The following is a 15,315-nucleotide window of genomic DNA, read 5'->3' as shown; positions in this document are numbered from 1 at the left end:
TACTTTTGCCGCAGTGCCTGCGGTTCTGTTTTTGCGCCCTTTTTCGGGCTTCCCCGATTATTACGTTGTTTCAAACTTCTGTCCTCCCATGAAAAAAGCCACGCACCCAGCAAGGGTGCGTGGCGAAAAATGGATGCGATGTTCCAGAAAAATCCACACAAATTTTGGAATTATATTTTACCATAGTAAAGGCTCACTTGTCAATCCGCAACAAGAACGATCCCTTTTACCTTTTGTGTTGATTTAGGCCCATAATCACACCCCATCCGTCATTTTGACGGAACTCTAAGCATAACAAAAGGAGCAAGGTGTATTTCAACCTTGCTCCTATCGGAGAATATGTGCTACTCAGTTCAACAAATTGGAATCTGGCGGTTATTCGCCATATACGATTAAGACCGTTTTTCCATCATAATCAAGATACTTCACGTCATCCACTAAAAACCTGGGAGTTTGAACTGGAGACACTCAGCAAATCTCCAAAAGATACTTCCGAAGTGCTTTGAGGCCGACGTGGTTTTTATTTTCCTGCAGGCAGACAAAACTAAGGCTCTCCTCAAATGGCGGCCACAGGGGGACTGCGCAGACTCCGTAGTATTCCGCAAATGATTTGGGACCCAGGATGATGCCTGTTCCATTGCGCACCATGTCCATGGATGTTTCTACGCCATCCAGACGGTACGTTCTGCCGGGAACGACCCCGTGCTTTTGGAGTGTTCTTTTTAAGACCTGCGCTTCCATGAAGTCCTGCGGGGCGGCGATGATTGCGCAGCCTCGCAGGTCTTCAAAAGAGGCATGGGCCTGTTTTGACAGGGGACTTCCGTGGCTGGTGAGAACACACTGGGGCTCTCGGATCAATTCACAGCGGAAAAAGCGATGGAGATCGGGGCAGGTCTCTGAGGAGGATAAGTAATTCAGAGCAAGGTCAAGATCGCCGCTTTTCAAATCCTCCAAAAAGTTTTCGCTGGATTGGATGAATGTGGGCTCTATGTGGGGATACCGCTCGAAAAAAGCCATGATTTTCGGGAACAATCCGTTGGAGAAGACCCGCGGCCCCAGATAGATGCGCAGATGCTCCCGGTTTTGCTGGCTCAGGCGGGCATTGATTTCCTGCAACTGTGCCCATGACTGCTGTACTAGCCTGGCCCCATCACAGAATTCTTCCCCCGCAGGCGTCAGGGAGACACCCTGTGCTGTACGGTAGAGCAGGGAAAAGCCCAACTCACTTTCCAGCTTTTTGATTTGCAGGGAAATGGCTGGCTGCGAGACGAACAGTGCTTCTGCCGCCTTTGAAATACTGCCGTGATCGGCCACGGCCAGAACATATTGAAGCTGTGTGATGTTCAGATCGGTTCGCCTCCCGGATATTTGCGTTGCTTATATCCCTATTTTAACTTGACATTTCTCAAAGCGCAATATCTGTCTTAAAATAAAGGGGAAAGAAGGGCGTGAGAGAATGCTGATAGGTTCCATAGTCAATGTTGCGGCTATTTTGGCCGGTTCAACAGTAGGGCTGCTCCTTCGATGGGGCATCCGACGGTTTTCTGCTCTGTTTTCCGCTGGCAGCGGCCAGCTGGGAGAACGGCTGCAGAGCATCATCATGCAGGGACTGGCGCTATGTACGACCTGCATGGGGATCAGCGGCTCGCTGAAGGGACAGAACAGTCTGATCATGATTTTGTCCATGGTCATCGGTGGGTTGATCGGAGAACTGCTGGATCTGGATAGGGCGATGAAGCGGGTAGGAAACTGGGTGCAGGAGAAAATGAGCCGGTTTGGTTCAGAGGGCGAAACATCTACGATTGCAGAGGGTTTTGTCACTGCCAGCCTGTTGTACTGTGTCGGCGCCATGTCTATTGTGGGTGCATTGAACAGCGGTCTCATGGGAGACCATGATATGCTGTTTGCGAAATCACTGTTGGATGGGACGGCATCGATCATTTTCACCGTGTCGCTGGGGGTGGGGGTCCCGTTATCCGCCATCGCCGTATTTTGCTACCAGGTGCCAATTACGCTGGCGGCCTCTGTGTTATCCCCCTTTCTCGGAGAAAGCGTCATTGCGGAGATGACCTGTGTGGGTTCCCTTCTGATTTTAGCTATTAGCCTGAATACGCTGGGCATTACAAAAATCAAAGTCATGAACCTGATTCCCGCGATTTTTCTGCCGATTTTTTTGTGTCGGTTCTTTTAATCCCCTTTGGCACTCCTTGTATGGCCTTGGCAGATGTTCCACGCCATTTGCCCATGCCAAGCAGAAGCGCATAGATTTCCAGAGTCGCAGAACGGCCAGCATTTTGCTGGCCGTTCTGCATTTTTGACCATGGATACCTGCTGGGACTTTTCTTGAAAAACTGCGTTTTGGCAGCGCCCTCAGGATTTGTCGCGACCTTCCAGACTATCAAGGCCAATCCGATTACAGAGAGGCGCGGAAATAAACCATTCAGCCTATTCGGGGCAGTTGACATGGTTTTATCGGTAACCATCCGGCCGGGGCTTGCCCGGCCGGATTTGTTGACAAGGAAAAGAAGATTGGGATATCACGAAGCCCCAAATCAAAATTTGCGATGCAGTTGACAAAGAAGAACCTGTGGTCATAGAAAGAAGAAACAAGCGTTGATTTAAACCCTGGTTGGCCCTGTGAGCCATTGTGTGCCCTCGGCGTGAGATGGGTGCCATCCGTACACCTTCAAGCCACACCCAAAGCAGCGTGGGCGATTTGTGGGAGAAAATCTGCTGCTGAAAAATTCCCAAGAACCATGACTCCGCCCACAACAGATGGGGTATCCCCTCTTCATCAGATAGTGGGGAATATATCAAAAAGACGAAGAATAACAAGGGAAAGCCACGCCGTCAGGTTATCCCCCCGAAAAGCAGGAACTGGATAAGACGCGCAACTCCCGCCCTGTTTGCCCCTGTGAGCCGCTGTGTGCGGTTTTGCCGGGAACAGCGGGAACAGACACCGGTCAGGGCCGTGAGGGCGGATTTGGGCTGGTTTTCGAAGGCTTGCGAGGGACGAAAAGAAAAGCAGGATAAAGAACAGGCGTCAAGTGTGGCGCTCTGTTCGGTCACTTCTGCCCGCAGTGCGGGCAGTTACGGGGATTTTCAGGGAGTTCCAAAGTGGGGTCAAAATCAGAGGAGTAATATGGCTTCTGCGGTCGCCTTCCCTGAGAGCTTACTCTCACAAGAAAAAAGTAGGGGTCATTCCCAGAAAACGATGCTATTGTGAGCAAAAAGGACATCTTCCGCTCTGCCGAATGCTGGAGCGGAAGATGCTTTTTGCAGACGAACACCCTCAAGAATTGCGTCGCAAAACAAAGAATAAACCTTGGCTCGGTTCAAAACCCAATTGATAACAAATTGATAACTCTGCCCTGTTGGGATGGCTATTAAGGTCAAGGGATGGTATTGTGTGTCGCTGACAAGGAGGCGATACGATGTACGAATACATGAGAGGACTACAGCGAAAATTCTTCAAGGAGCCGGACTTCCCGGGACTGCGGCAGGAAATCAACGAAATCCACCAGGCATTGACTGAGGGGAAGACCAAACCGGAACGCCGCAGTCTTCTGAAGTTAGTAGACTTGGAAGCGGAGCTGCGGGACGAAACCTCTCTCGCCAGCTTCGCGGCAGGATTCCGTCTGGCGTGGGGGATCATTGCGGAACTGAACACGGAACCGCCCTATTCCTTCGCAGAGGAAGAAGAACGCCGAATGGGGCAACAGCAGAGGAGGGATGACTGATGGCAAAGAAACGAGCCAACGGCGAGGGCAGTATCCGCAAACGGAAAGATGGACGCTGGGAGGGCAGGTACACGGCAGGACATGATCCGAATACCGGCAAAACCATCTACAAAAACGTCCTCGGCAAGACCCAAGGCGAAGTCAAAGAGAAGCTAAAGAAAGCAATCGCGGACAGCCAGCAGTTGGATGTCACCAGGGCAACTACCTACACGGTCAGAACCTGGATCAAACTGTGGTATGAGGTCTACGCCGAACCGAGATTACGAGAAAAAACAAAGGACTACTACCTGAATTACATCGACAACCACATCATCCCTCAACTGGGAGATATCAAACTGGACAAGCTGACCACGATTCAAATCCAGAAGTTCTACAACGACCTCCAGAAAAACGGAAGGGTACAACGGTACAAGCACATCGAGCTGAAAAACAAAGGGTTAAGTGTGCGGGTAGTCCACGGTATCCACACCCTGCTGAACAACTGCCTCGAACAGGCAGTCAAGGAAAGACTGCTCCTTGTAAACCCTGCAAGGGGCTGTAAACTGCCAAAGATGGAGAAAAAGGAAATGAAGGTACTGCCGCAGGAGAAAATCGGGCCATACCTAATGGAAGCAGACAAGCGCGGACTGCTGGCGGCATACTATCTGGAATTAACCACCGGCCTGCGGCGTGGCGAGCTCCTCGCCCTTCTCTGGACTGACCTGGACGTCGAGGCAAGGACGATCTCCGTGACCAAGCAGGTAAATCGCATCAAAGGTGAACTGGTAGTGAGCCAACCAAAGACGCAGAATTCGGTTCGGACGCTGGCAATCCCGCAGCAAGCAGTGGACTTACTGGTGGAGGAACACAAGAAACATCCGGGCAATCCCTATATGTTCCCCTCGCCCAAGACGGGCACCATGTTCGACCCGGATTCCTTCCGTCACACCCATGATAAAATCCTGAAATCCATCGGCGCCGAACACATCCGATTCCATGACCTCCGACACACCTTCGCAACGTTATCCCTGAAAAACGGCGTGGATGTCAAGACCCTGTCCGGTGCTCTGGGGCACTACTCAGCAGGATTCACCCTCAGCACCTACACCCATGCCACAGCGGAGATGAAACGGGATGCGGCAGACACCATCGGGAACGTCATCAGCCAAGCAATGTGAGATATGTCAAAAAATCAGCCGAAACTTGTATATCCGAAAAACACGAAAAAGCCGCAAAAATCAGCACCAGGCAGGGAAAATCCTACCTGGTGCTGTCTCATCCTTTCCGCTCGTTTCCGCTTATGGGTCACGGTTTGGGTCAGGAGAAAAACGAAAAAATACGACCGAATTATTTTGATGAAATATAAAGAAAAGTTCCTGATTTCGCAAGAAATCAGGAACTTTCTGGTGGAGACTACTGGACTCGAACCAGTGACCTCCTGCGTGTGAAGCAGGCGCTCTAACCAGCTGAGCTAAGCCTCCTTGTTTTTTGGACCCACAAGACGCCGTGTCTCACGACGTCTTATGGGATGGTGACCCGTACGGGATTCGAACCCATGTTACAGCCGTGAAAGGGCCGTGTCTTAACCACTTGACCAACGGGCCATTTAGAATCCATGAAGCGCCCCGCGGCGCTTCATGGATTTGGTAGCGGCACCTGGATTTGAACCGGGGACACTGCGGGTATGAACCGCATGCTCTAGCCAACTGAGCTATGCCGCCAAATCAACACCCAACAACGGGCACGAATTACTATACCAGAGTGGGACGAGTTTTGTCAAGACTTTGCACCAATTTTTCTGAAAAGTTTTTGGCGGGCGCACAGAACGGCCTTTGCGAACCGGAACCAGTCATCTGCCCTGTGGATTTCTCTCCGGGGCAGTGATATGATAAAATAGAACACGGCATCTATAAAACTGACACAACTGCCTTGATTATCAGCCTATCTATGAGCGGACATACCCAATACAATATCATTCAGGGGGGATATGCCATGCTGCGAATGGAGATCGCACTGTTCCTTGTTCTGGCGTTCATTGCCTACATCTATTTTTCCGCGGGAAAGAAGCATACGCTGCTGCACAGGACGTTTTCTGCCTTGCTGATCGTTGTGCTGATCCATCTGGCGCTGGACGGCGTCACTGTTTACACAGTGCATCATTTGGAGGCCGTGCCGAGGTTTTTGAACGATGCTGTTCACAGGCTGTTTCTGGGCAGCATGGTGCTGGTGATCTATCTGTTTTATCAGTATATCGCCATTCTGGTAGAGGAGGAGACCGGGAGACAGCGGCGGCTGGACTGGAATGCCAGAATCTTTCTGGCTGTGGCGGAGCTGGGCAATTTCCTGCTGCCGATCTCCTACACCGTGACCCCGGAGGGCAACTATTCCTCCGGGCCTTATATGTTGGTCCCCTATGGAGCTGTCGCCTTTTACCTGCTGCTGTGTGCCGGACTTTTGACCGTAAACTGGAGGCAGATCGACCAGAAAAAGAAGCTTGCCATCGGCGCGGCGCTGCTCATTGAGGTGACTGTCTGCGCCATGCAGTGGTTGAACCACACCTGGCTCATCAGCGGCATGGGCATCACCCTGATGACGATGTCCTTCTATCTGACGCTGGAAAACCCGGACATCCTCCGGGCGGAGCTGACGGAACAGAAGATGTCCATGCTGTATTTGAAAAGTCAGGTCAACCCCCATTTTCTGTATAACACACTGGATACCATCCGCATCCAGGCGCAGCTCAACGGAGACAAAAAGGTGGCGGACCTGCTGATGCGGCTGGTGGACTTTTTCCGGCTCAGCGTCAAGGTGGACCGGCAGATGGTGGCTCTGGACGATGAGATGGAGCTCCTGGAGGCATACATGGAGCTGATGTGTTACCGCTACCCGGAGCTCACATGCGAATACGACATCGACCCGGAGCTGGGCGGCGTGCAGGTGCCGAACTTCATTTTGCAGCCCATCGTGGAAAACAGTCTGCTCCACGGCTTGAAAAACAAGGGCTACCGGGGCGAAGTGCGCATCTCGGCCCGGCGGGCGGCGGAGGACCGGATGGAAATTCTGGTCCGCGACACCGGCAGCGGCTTTGCCGAGGGAAAGAAAGCGGAGATCGACCGGATGCTCCAGAACTATGCAAAACAGGCGGCCAGGCTGGAGGGCAGCAGCATCGGCATCCTGAACGTACAGAAGCGGATCAAGCTGCTCTGCGGCCGGGAGTATGGCCTGAGCTACACGGAAAATCCCACAGGCGGCGTGACGGCCCGTCTGCTGCTGCCTTTGCGTGAGGAGGAAATGGCATGAAAAAACTGCGTGTGCTGCTGGTGGACGATGAAATTATGATCCGGGAGGGCTTTAAGCGTCTCTTTGACTGGGAGGCCCACGACTGCCAGGTGGTGGGCGAGGCCGCCGACGGCATGGAGGCGCTGGCCCAGATCGACACCCTGCGCCCGGACATCGTCATCATGGACATCAACATCCCCATTATGAACGGGCTGAAGGTCATCCAGCTCAGCCGGATGAAGCACCCGGACACCGCCTTTGTGATCGTGTCCGGCTACGACGACTTCTCCTACTGCCGGGAGGCGCTGCGGCTGCAGATCACGGACTATATCCTCAAGCCCGTGAACTACGAGGAATTCGGCACCTGCATCGACAATCTGAAAATTTCCCTGTTTGAACAGCGGGTATCGTCCGCGGCGGAACCGGAGGAGCAGGAGCGGACCATCACGGGCATTACCCGGTATCTGCAGGCGCACCTGGCAGAGGAGGTGAGCCTCTCCGTTCTGGCGGAGGAGTTCCACCTGAATCCCCAGTATATCAGCCAGCTTTTCAAGAACGAGATCGGCGTGGGATTCCTGGCCTACCTGACCAATATCCGCATGGAGAAGGCGAAAAAGCTGCTCCTCTCCACATCCCTCTCCATCGCCGAGGTAGCGGAGCAGGCGGGCTACGGGGACTACCGGGTGTTTACCAAGGTGTTTAAAAAGGCCGAGGGCGTGACGCCGTCCCAGTACCGGCGGGACTTTCTGGAGGGAAGCGCGGACGTTTGAAGCCATTTTGTGCCATACGCGGGGCGTGACATCGAAAACGGTGTTCACGCCCCGCTTTTTGCCTGTAAAACCCGCTCCGCGCCGCCGCGCGGACGGAAACTATATTACAAACACATTCTCCTGCAAAACGTGCCTATCGGCGGACTGGAAACGCATATACAATATGGGTAAAGACAAGAAAGAGCGGAGGATGCAAACATGAACAAGCGGCTTTATAAATCCAATGAGAATAAAATGGTGGACGGCGTATGCGGCGGCATCGCGGAGTATTTTGGCATTGACCCCACGCTGGTGCGGCTGGCCTGGGTACTGTTCTGCGCCATGGGCGGCAGCGGCTTTGTGGCCTACATCGTCGCCGCGATCATCATTCCCCGCGCGCCGGAATGCTGACGGACGGCGTTTTGCCGGCCCTTGCCGGCCGCTGCCGGAAAGCGGAACAGGCCGACGGCACGCCCGTTGCGGAGATGGGCCGGTATTACCCAGGGACCGGTTATTTCGACAAGCAGACCGTGGACCAATTCGCCGCCCCGGAGTATCTGCCCGAAAAAGAGATCCGGATGTTCAACCGGGTGGGGCGCCCGGTCCAGCGGGTCTTTATGGGGCGGCTGGCCAAAAAACTGGGCTGCCGGGAGCGACTGGACGCACAGCCTTACCAGGACTGGTGCAAGTGAAAACAAGGGCACACCGCCCGCGGTGTGCCCTCATTTCTTTCGATTTGGCAAGAAAAGTCGAGAAAAATTCACTGTTTACATATAAAATTGTATCTGTTATGATGCGCACATGACGGGAAAGTGAGGACCTATGATATGACACAGGACAAAATCATCATTCGGGGACTGACCCAGAACAATCTGAAAAATATCTCTCTTGAAATTCCAAAGGGGAAGATCGTGGTGTTCACCGGCGTCTCCGGCTCCGGGAAGTCCAGCATCGTCTTTGACACCATCGCCGCCGAGAGCCAGCGGCAGATGAACGAGACCTACACCGCCTTCATGCGGGGACGGCTGCCCAAATACGAAAAGCCCAGGGTGGAGCGCATCGAAAACCTCTCGCCCTCGGTCATCGTGGACCAGTCCCGGCTGGGCGGCAACGCCCGCTCCACCGTGGGCACCATCAGCGATATGTACGCCGCCCTGCGGCTGCTCTACTCCCGCATCGGGGAGCCCTACGTAGGGACGGCCTCCTATTTCTCCTTCAACGACCCCAACGGCATGTGCCCGGCGTGCTCCGGCATCGGCAAGGTCATGACCGTGGACGTCGAGGGCCGCATCGACCCGGAAAAGACCTGGAACGAGGGCATGGCGGACCTGCCGGCCTTCCATGTGGGCAACTGGTACTGGAAGCAGTACGCCGAGGCGGGCATCTTCCCCCTGGATAAAAAGTGGAAGGATTTCACGGAGACGGAGCGCAACCGCCTGCTCTACGGCGCGGATACCCCGGACGGAAAGCGGCTCCACAAAAAGGTGGACGGCGTGTCCCATTACCTCCACCGCATGCTCATCAACCGGGACACCTCCCAGCTGAAGGAGGCCTCCGTCAAGCGGCTGATGTATCTGGTGGAGGAGAAGCCCTGCCCGGTGTGCCGGGGGCGGCGGCTGAATGTCAAAAGCCTTGCCTGCAAGGTGGCGGGGTACAGCATCGACGAGATGTGCGCCATGGAGTTCACGGAGCTGGTACGGGTGCTGGGGACCATCACGGACCCCCGTGCCAAGACCATTGTGGACGCCCTGACCGCCTCCCTCACCCGGATGATCGACATCGGCCTGCCCTACCTCTCCATGGACCGGGAGTCCAGCACCCTCTCCGGCGGCGAGGCCCAGCGGCTGAAGCTGGTGCGGTATATGGGCAGCGCCCTCACCGGCATGACCTACATCTTTGATGAGCCCAGCACCGGCATGCACCCCCGGGACGTCTACCGCATGACGGGGCTTCTGCGGAGCCTGCGGGACAAGGGCAACACGGTCCTGGTGGTGGAGCACGACAGGGACGTCATCTCCATCGCCGACGAGGTCATCGACGTGGGCCCTCTGGCGGGGAAGAACGGCGGCGAGATTTTGTTCCAGGGCAGCTATGAGGCCCTGCTCCTCTCCGGCACCCGCACAGGCGAGGCCATGAAGCACACCGTGCCGCTGAAAGAGGACCTGCGGACCCCGAAAGGCTTCCTCCCGGTGCGGAACGCCTGTGTCCACAACCTGAAAAACGTGTCGGTGGACATCCCCCTGGATGTGCTGACGGTGGTCACCGGCGTGGCGGGCTCCGGGAAAAGCTCCCTCATCCGGGACGTGTTCGCCAAACAGTATGATGACCGGGTGGTGCTGGTGGACCAGTCCCCGGTGACGGCCACGGGCCGCTCCACCCCCGCTACCTTCCTGGGCTTCTTCGATGAGATCCGGAGGGTGATGGCGGCGGAAAACGGCGTGGACGCCTCTCTCTTTTCCTTCAACAGCAAGGGCGGCTGTCCCGTCTGCGGCGGCAGGGGCTCCATCGTCACGGAGCTGGTGTTCATGGACCCGGTGACCACCGTCTGCGAATCCTGCGAGGGCAAGCGGTACAGCAAAGAGGCCCTGGCCTGCCGCTACCGCGGGAAGAACATCGTGGAGATCCTGGAGATGTCCGCCGAGGACGCCTACGCCTTTTTCAAGGACAACAAAAAGCTCCGCAAGGCCCTGGGGGCCATGCTGGAGGTGGGACTGCCGTACCTCAGCCTGGGGCAGCCCCTGTCCACCCTCTCCGGCGGCGAGCGCCAGCGGGTGAAGCTGGCGAAATACCTGGACAAGAAGGGCAACATCTATGTACTGGACGAGCCCACCACCGGCCTCCACGCCTCCGACGTGGAAAAGGTCATGGAGCTGCTGGACGGCCTGGTGGACCGGGGCAATACCGTCATCGTCATCGAGCACAATCTGGATGTGATGAAGCGGGCGGACTGGCTCATTGACGTGGGCCCGGACGGCGGCACGGCGGGCGGCGAGGTGGTCTTTGCCGGCACGCCAAAGGAAATGGCGGAGCGGGCCCATACCATCACGGCGGAGTACCTGCGGCGGTCGCTGTGACAAAAGGGCAAGGAAAGTCGAGCGCTTGGGACGGATATGCGGTAACATATACCCTGTGAGGAGGTGAACAGCGTGAAAGAGCAGACCATTGCGGTCCAGCGGATGCAGGACTATATCGGGGAGAACCTGGCGAAGAATATCACGTTATCCGACCTGGCCCGGGCGTCGCTGTTTTCTCCCTGGTATTCCTACCGCCTGTTCCGGGAGCATCTGGGCCTGACGCCCGCGGAGTATGTCCGGAAGCTGCGGCTCTCCCGGGCGGCGGTGCGGCTGCGGGACGGGAACTGCCGCGTCCTGGACGTCGCCTTTGACCTGGGCTTCGGCAATGTGGATACCTTTACACGGGCGTTCTTCCGGGAGTTCGGGCTGAATCCCGGCGAGTACGCGAGAGCCCCGGTGCCTGTCCCGCTCTTCATCCCCTATGGCGCAAAATACCGGGAACTCAGAAAGGAGAACATCGACATGTCAGACATTCAGACGGTTTTTGTTCAGGTCATCCGGAAACCGGAGCGGCTGTGCATCATCAAGCGGGGCGTCCGCGCGGAGGATTATTTTCCCTACTGCGAGGAAGTGAGTTGCGATGTGTGGGGCGTCCTGATGAGTATGCCCTCCCTCTGCGGGGAGCCGGTGTGCATGTGGCTGCCCCAGCGGTACAAAAAACCCGATACCTCCACCTATGTGCAGGGCGTGGAGGTGGAAACGGATTACCAGGGTCCCATTCCCGAGGGCTTTGACACTATCCGGCTGCCGGAGGCGGAGTACCTGATGTTCCAGGGACAGCCCTTCCGGGAGGAGGACTACTGCGAAGCCATTCAGACAGTGCAGCAGGCCATGGACGGTTATGACCCCGGGGTGATCGGATACCGGTGGGACGACGGGAATCCCCGCATCCAGCTGGAACCCCGGGGTGAACGGGGGTATATCGAGCTGCGCGCGGTCAGGAAGATCAAAACATGAGCGGGCGTAAAAAAGCCGCGGGCCATTGGCCTGCGGCTTTCAAAGGCTTCGTACATGCCGCCCCCGGAAAATCGCGGCTTATATCGGTGAAAAAGCAGAGAAAATGATAAAATGGGTCTCATAACTTCTGACTTCAATTCTCTGCCATGGTCCGCATATCCTGGCGGATAAAAATGGTAAGCTTTATCGTAGTCACGGAGAAACTGCAAATACCGTTTTGTTTTGCAATAAGTGATGGGTTTGTATCAGTTAATAAGTTGACATGGCAGAACAGTCATGCTATTATAACCTACAACCATACTATGTTTGTGTTTATATAAGCGGGGGCGGGGAACTATCCTGTCAGAGAGTAAAAACAGGGGAAGTATGGTTTTGCCACCCGTGCGGTTCATGTTGGCAATGAGGTGGACAGGGACAGCGGCGCTATCAAGCGCCCCATCCCCATGGCCACCCGCTGCGCCCTGCCCTATGACCCCACGGACATGAACCGGTCCGGCGCCGGCGCCAATCTCTACACCCGCAACGGCGGCACCAACCAGAAGTATCTGCAGGAGCGGGTCACGTTTCTGGAGGGCGGTGAGGACTGCGTGGTGCTGGTCTCCGGCGTGGCGGCTCTCAGCGGATCGTTTTTCGCCCTGCTGAACGACTATTGCTCTTCTCCAGCATGAATGAAACGTTGAAGTAAAGAGGGATGCTTTTGCAATTTGATGAACTGTATCAGGCCATCCGGGAAGGGCGGCCTGCGGCTATGACGGTGGAGGCGGAGGGAACGACTTTTGTCCGCAATTTCAGGCCGCAGGAGAGGCTGATCCTGCTGGGCGGCGGACATATCGTACAGCCGCTGTGCCGGTACGGAGCTGACCTGGGCTTTGCGGTAACGGTGGTGGATGACCGCCCCTCCTTTGCCAACCGTGGGCGGTTCCCGGAAGCGAAGGAAGTGATCTGCGACGCGTTTCCCGATGCGCTGCGCTCCCTGAAAATCCATGAACAGGACTATGTGGCCATCATCACACGGGGACACCGTTATGACGCGGACTGCCTGAGGACGATCCTGGCCGGGACGTTTCCGAGGTATCTTGGCATGATTGGTTCCAAGCGACGGGTAGCGGGACTGTTTCAACTGCTGAAAGACGAAGGAATCCCCGGTGAGATGCTTGCGGAGATTCATGCACCTATCGGACTTTCCATCAACGCTTTGACGACACAGGAAATTGCGGTTTCCATCGCCGCGGAGCTGATCCAATGCCGCCGGAGAAATACGCCCCGCCGTTCTGGAAGCGCCATCCTGGTCACGGAGAATATTGACCTGCCGGTGCTGGAATTTCTTGCCTGCAGCGGGGAGCCGAAGGCGCTGCTGATGGTCCTGGAGACCAGCGGCTCCACACCGGTGAAATCCGGCGCTATGATGGCAGTGGACCGCGGCCTGAAGACCGTCGGGACCATCGGCGGCGGATGCAGCGAGCACGCCGTCCTGATGGAAGCGCACCGTCTGATCGGCACGGATCAGTGCCGCTGCATTCAGGTGGATATGCGCAATGATGTGGCGGAGGAGGAAGGAATGGTCTGCGGCGGACAGATGAAGGTGTGGATTCAGGGAATTGGAGGATAGGCGAACATGCTCGATCAGTTTTCGAGAACACAGCTGCTCTTCGGACAGGAGGGCATAGAGCGGCTGTACCGTGCCCGGGTTGCCGTGTTCGGTATCGGCGGTGGGGGTGCCCATCATCAGCTGCATGGGGGCTGGCAACAAGGTGGACACCACGGCTTTTGAGGTCGCGGACATCTATGAGACCTCCGTGTGCCCGCTGGCACGTGTCATGCGCAGGGAACTGAAAAAGCGGGGGATCAAGCATCTGAAAGTGGTCTATTCCAAAGAGCCTGCCATGACGCTGATGGACGATCTGTCCATCAGCTGCCGGACCCACTGCGTCTGCCCGCCGGGTACGGCGCGGAAATGCACCCAGCGGCGGCAGGCCCCCGGCAGAGATCATCTACATCTCCGGGGCCGGCGAGTCCAACAACCTCGCTGTCAAAGGCGTCGTCCAGGCGTCCCGGCACACCGACAGGCACATCATCTCTACGGCGCTGGAGCACGCCTCTGTGGACATTGAACGGGATGGCACCGTCGATTTGGAGCAGCCGCGGGACCTGCTGCGGAAGAACACCGTGCTGGTGTCCGTCTGCGCGGTGGACAGTGAACTGGGAACCGTGCAGCCGGTCCGGGAGATCGCTGAAATCTTAAAAGAGTTTCCAAACTGCCGTCTCCATGTGGACGCGACCCAGGCGGTGGGCAAGACGGACCTTGTGACAGACGGCGCGGACACCATGAGCATCGCCCCCACAAATTCTATGGGCTGAACGGCAGCGGCCTGTGCTGAAAGGCACTTCGGCTGGCGCTGGAGAATCAGGAGAAGCGTATCGCTCATGTAAAAGCGCTGAACCGTTACCTGCGGGAGGAACTTCAGGCGTTTCTTCGAATCTTTGAAAGTTGTTACGAGGAGCTGGTACCATGAACAATCCACTTCGCTACCAGATGACCGAATACGATTGCGGGCCTACGTCCATGCTCAACGCGGTCAGCTATCTCTTTCAGCGGGAGGAGATACCGCCGGAAATCGTCCGCAGCATCATGCTGTACTGCCTGGACTGCTTTGGCGCTGACGGCGCCTGCGGCAAGTGCGGCACATCCTGCACGGCAATGATGTTCCTCAGCAACTGGATCAACAGCTTCGGCCAAACCGGCCATTTGCCCATTTCCAGCCAGCATCTATCCGGCAGGGAAGTAAATTTTTCGCAGAACGGACAGCTGCGGGACGCACTGCGCCGCGGCGGTGCCGCGGTTGCGCGGGTGGATTTTGAGGGCTGGCATTATGTTTTACTGACCCATATTCAGGGGGATAAGGTCTGCCTGTTTGACCCCTATTATCGGGCAGAGCCTTTCAGCGATTCGGCGCTTCAGATGGTCGCCGATCATCCCGCGGAGTATAACCGCATCGTGCCAATTCGGTATTTGGAAAAGGATGTGCGGAATGTCTATGCGTTCGGCCCGGTTGAAGGCCGTGAAGCAGTCCTTCTGTTCAATGAGAAAACGGTGCTGACGGCGGATAAGACCGTGGAATACATCATATAAGGGGAAAGACAAGATGCCAAGAACGCTGGAACCCTATCAGATGATCGAGCGAAGCATCATCAAAAAATTTCGGGACGAGCTTTGGAAGCCCTTTGCCTATGCCGTCAAAAAGTATGAGCTGATCCGGGCCGGAGACAGGATCGCCGTCTGCATCTCCGGCGGCAGGGACTCTATGCTGATACAGGAGCTCCACCAGCACAGCCACGTCCCCTTTGAGTTGATATTTCTGGTGATGGACCCGGGCTATAACGCCATCAACCGGCAGAAGATCGAGAGCAGCGACAAAGGTATCAAACAAGCGGAGCGGCTTACCAAAGGCCGCTCCGCTGTATTGTTACACAATATCCTGAGAGAATTTCAAAAAATTCCATAAAAATACTGTTTCCCTATTGCGTTTTCAAAAGACG

15 protein-coding genes, 3 tRNA genes and 2 pseudogenes are annotated in these 15,315 nt (G+C 56.0%); 16 read left to right on the top strand and 4 right to left on the bottom strand.

The genetic code is table 11. From position 1 onward, the window contains the following. On the top strand, positions 1–247 hold a 247-nt coding region (locus tag JQM68_RS11010), incomplete at its 5' end, for a hypothetical protein (protein ID WP_235223051.1). A 221-nt stretch (positions 248–468) separates the two neighbouring features. Here the strand turns inward: JQM68_RS11010 and JQM68_RS11005 are convergent. Further along, positions 469–1,341, bottom strand: coding sequence for a LysR family transcriptional regulator (locus JQM68_RS11005; protein ID WP_328283736.1), 873 nt, complete (start codon positions 1,339–1,341; stop codon positions 469–471). Positions 1,342–1,456: 115 nt separating this feature from the next. Here JQM68_RS11005 and JQM68_RS11000 point away from each other — a divergent pair, with 115 nt between their 5' ends. From JQM68_RS11000 to JQM68_RS10990, 3 genes are all read left to right on the top strand, one after another. Continuing rightward, complete coding sequence (locus tag JQM68_RS11000; protein WP_235223049.1) at positions 1,457–2,191, top strand: DUF554 domain-containing protein; 735 nt, start codon at positions 1,457–1,459, stop codon at positions 2,189–2,191. Between the two features lie 1,243 nt (positions 2,192–3,434). Continuing rightward, complete coding sequence (locus JQM68_RS10995; protein WP_235223048.1) at positions 3,435–3,740, top strand: DUF6809 family protein; 306 nt, start codon at positions 3,435–3,437, stop codon at positions 3,738–3,740. Further along, positions 3,740–4,897, top strand: a complete 1,158-nt coding sequence (locus tag JQM68_RS10990) for a tyrosine-type recombinase/integrase (RefSeq protein ID WP_235223047.1) — start codon at positions 3,740–3,742, stop codon at positions 4,895–4,897. The genes JQM68_RS10995 and JQM68_RS10990 overlap by 1 nt, the downstream gene beginning before the upstream one ends. Before the next feature lie 226 nt (positions 4,898–5,123). Here the strand turns inward: JQM68_RS10990 and JQM68_RS10985 are convergent. From JQM68_RS10985 to JQM68_RS10975, 3 genes are all read right to left on the bottom strand, one after another. After that, positions 5,124–5,200: transfer RNA gene (locus tag JQM68_RS10985), tRNA-Val, on the bottom strand. A gap of 48 nt (positions 5,201–5,248) precedes the next feature. Beyond that, positions 5,249–5,323: transfer RNA gene (locus JQM68_RS10980), tRNA-Glu, on the bottom strand. Between the two features lie 40 nt (positions 5,324–5,363). Beyond that, positions 5,364–5,440: transfer RNA gene (locus JQM68_RS10975), tRNA-Met, on the bottom strand. A 271-nt stretch (positions 5,441–5,711) separates the two neighbouring features. Between JQM68_RS10975 and JQM68_RS10970 the strand changes: the two genes are divergently transcribed. From JQM68_RS10970 to JQM68_RS10915, 12 genes and pseudogenes are all read left to right on the top strand, one after another. Continuing rightward, positions 5,712–7,019 carry a sensor histidine kinase gene (locus JQM68_RS10970; RefSeq protein ID WP_235223046.1) on the top strand — a complete coding sequence of 436 codons (1,308 nt, stop codon included), beginning with the start codon at positions 5,712–5,714 and terminating at the stop codon, positions 7,017–7,019. After that, positions 7,016–7,768: a response regulator transcription factor gene (locus JQM68_RS10965; RefSeq protein ID WP_235223045.1), complete on the top strand. Its 753-nt coding sequence runs from the start codon at positions 7,016–7,018 to the stop codon at positions 7,766–7,768. The genes JQM68_RS10970 and JQM68_RS10965 overlap by 4 nt, the downstream gene beginning before the upstream one ends. Positions 7,769–7,966: 198 nt before the next feature. Further along, positions 7,967–8,158, top strand: a complete 192-nt coding sequence (locus tag JQM68_RS10960; protein ID WP_235223044.1) for a PspC domain-containing protein — start codon at positions 7,967–7,969, stop codon at positions 8,156–8,158. An 11-nt stretch (positions 8,159–8,169) separates the two neighbouring features. After that, positions 8,170–8,439: a hypothetical protein gene (locus tag JQM68_RS10955; RefSeq protein ID WP_235223043.1), complete on the top strand. Its 270-nt coding sequence runs from the start codon at positions 8,170–8,172 to the stop codon at positions 8,437–8,439. Between the two features lie 135 nt (positions 8,440–8,574). Further along, entirely contained in the window at positions 8,575–10,821 is a 2,247-nt protein-coding gene (locus tag JQM68_RS10950) for an ATP-binding cassette domain-containing protein (RefSeq protein ID WP_235223042.1), read from the top strand. Between the two features lie 72 nt (positions 10,822–10,893). Next, positions 10,894–11,778: a helix-turn-helix domain-containing protein gene (locus JQM68_RS10945; protein ID WP_235223041.1), complete on the top strand. Its 885-nt coding sequence runs from the start codon at positions 10,894–10,896 to the stop codon at positions 11,776–11,778. Between the two features lie 389 nt (positions 11,779–12,167). Then, a pseudogene (locus JQM68_RS10940) lies at positions 12,168–12,446 on the top strand (PLP-dependent transferase); the annotation flags it as partial. 29 nt (positions 12,447–12,475) lie between these two features. Then, positions 12,476–13,387, top strand: a complete 912-nt coding sequence (locus JQM68_RS10935; RefSeq protein ID WP_235223039.1) for an XdhC family protein — start codon at positions 12,476–12,478, stop codon at positions 13,385–13,387. A 103-nt stretch (positions 13,388–13,490) separates the two neighbouring features. Next, a pseudogene (locus JQM68_RS13960) lies at positions 13,491–13,760 on the top strand (tRNA threonylcarbamoyladenosine dehydratase); the annotation flags it as partial. Beyond that, positions 13,678–14,136 (top strand): aminotransferase class V-fold PLP-dependent enzyme, encoded by a 459-nt coding sequence (locus JQM68_RS10925; RefSeq protein ID WP_412758472.1) that lies wholly within the window; start codon positions 13,678–13,680, stop codon positions 14,134–14,136. The pseudogene JQM68_RS13960 and the gene JQM68_RS10925, both read left to right, overlap by 83 nt. Positions 14,137–14,287: 151 nt before the next feature. Then, a complete protein-coding gene (locus JQM68_RS10920) occupies positions 14,288–14,908 on the top strand; it encodes a peptidase C39 (protein WP_235223038.1) in 621 nt (206 codons plus the stop codon). 13 nt (positions 14,909–14,921) lie between these two features. Continuing rightward, entirely contained in the window at positions 14,922–15,281 is a 360-nt protein-coding gene (locus tag JQM68_RS10915; RefSeq protein WP_328283733.1) for an adenine nucleotide alpha hydrolase family protein, read from the top strand. Positions 15,282–15,315: the final 34 nt, after the last annotated feature.

It is taken from the genome of Oscillibacter valericigenes (assembly GCF_021531435.1).
GTDB classification, from domain to species: Bacteria; Bacillota; Clostridia; order Oscillospirales; family Oscillospiraceae; genus Oscillibacter; species Oscillibacter valericigenes_B.
The sequence above is the reverse complement of the archived record's forward strand: the minus strand, read 5'-3'. Positions and strand labels throughout refer to the sequence as shown.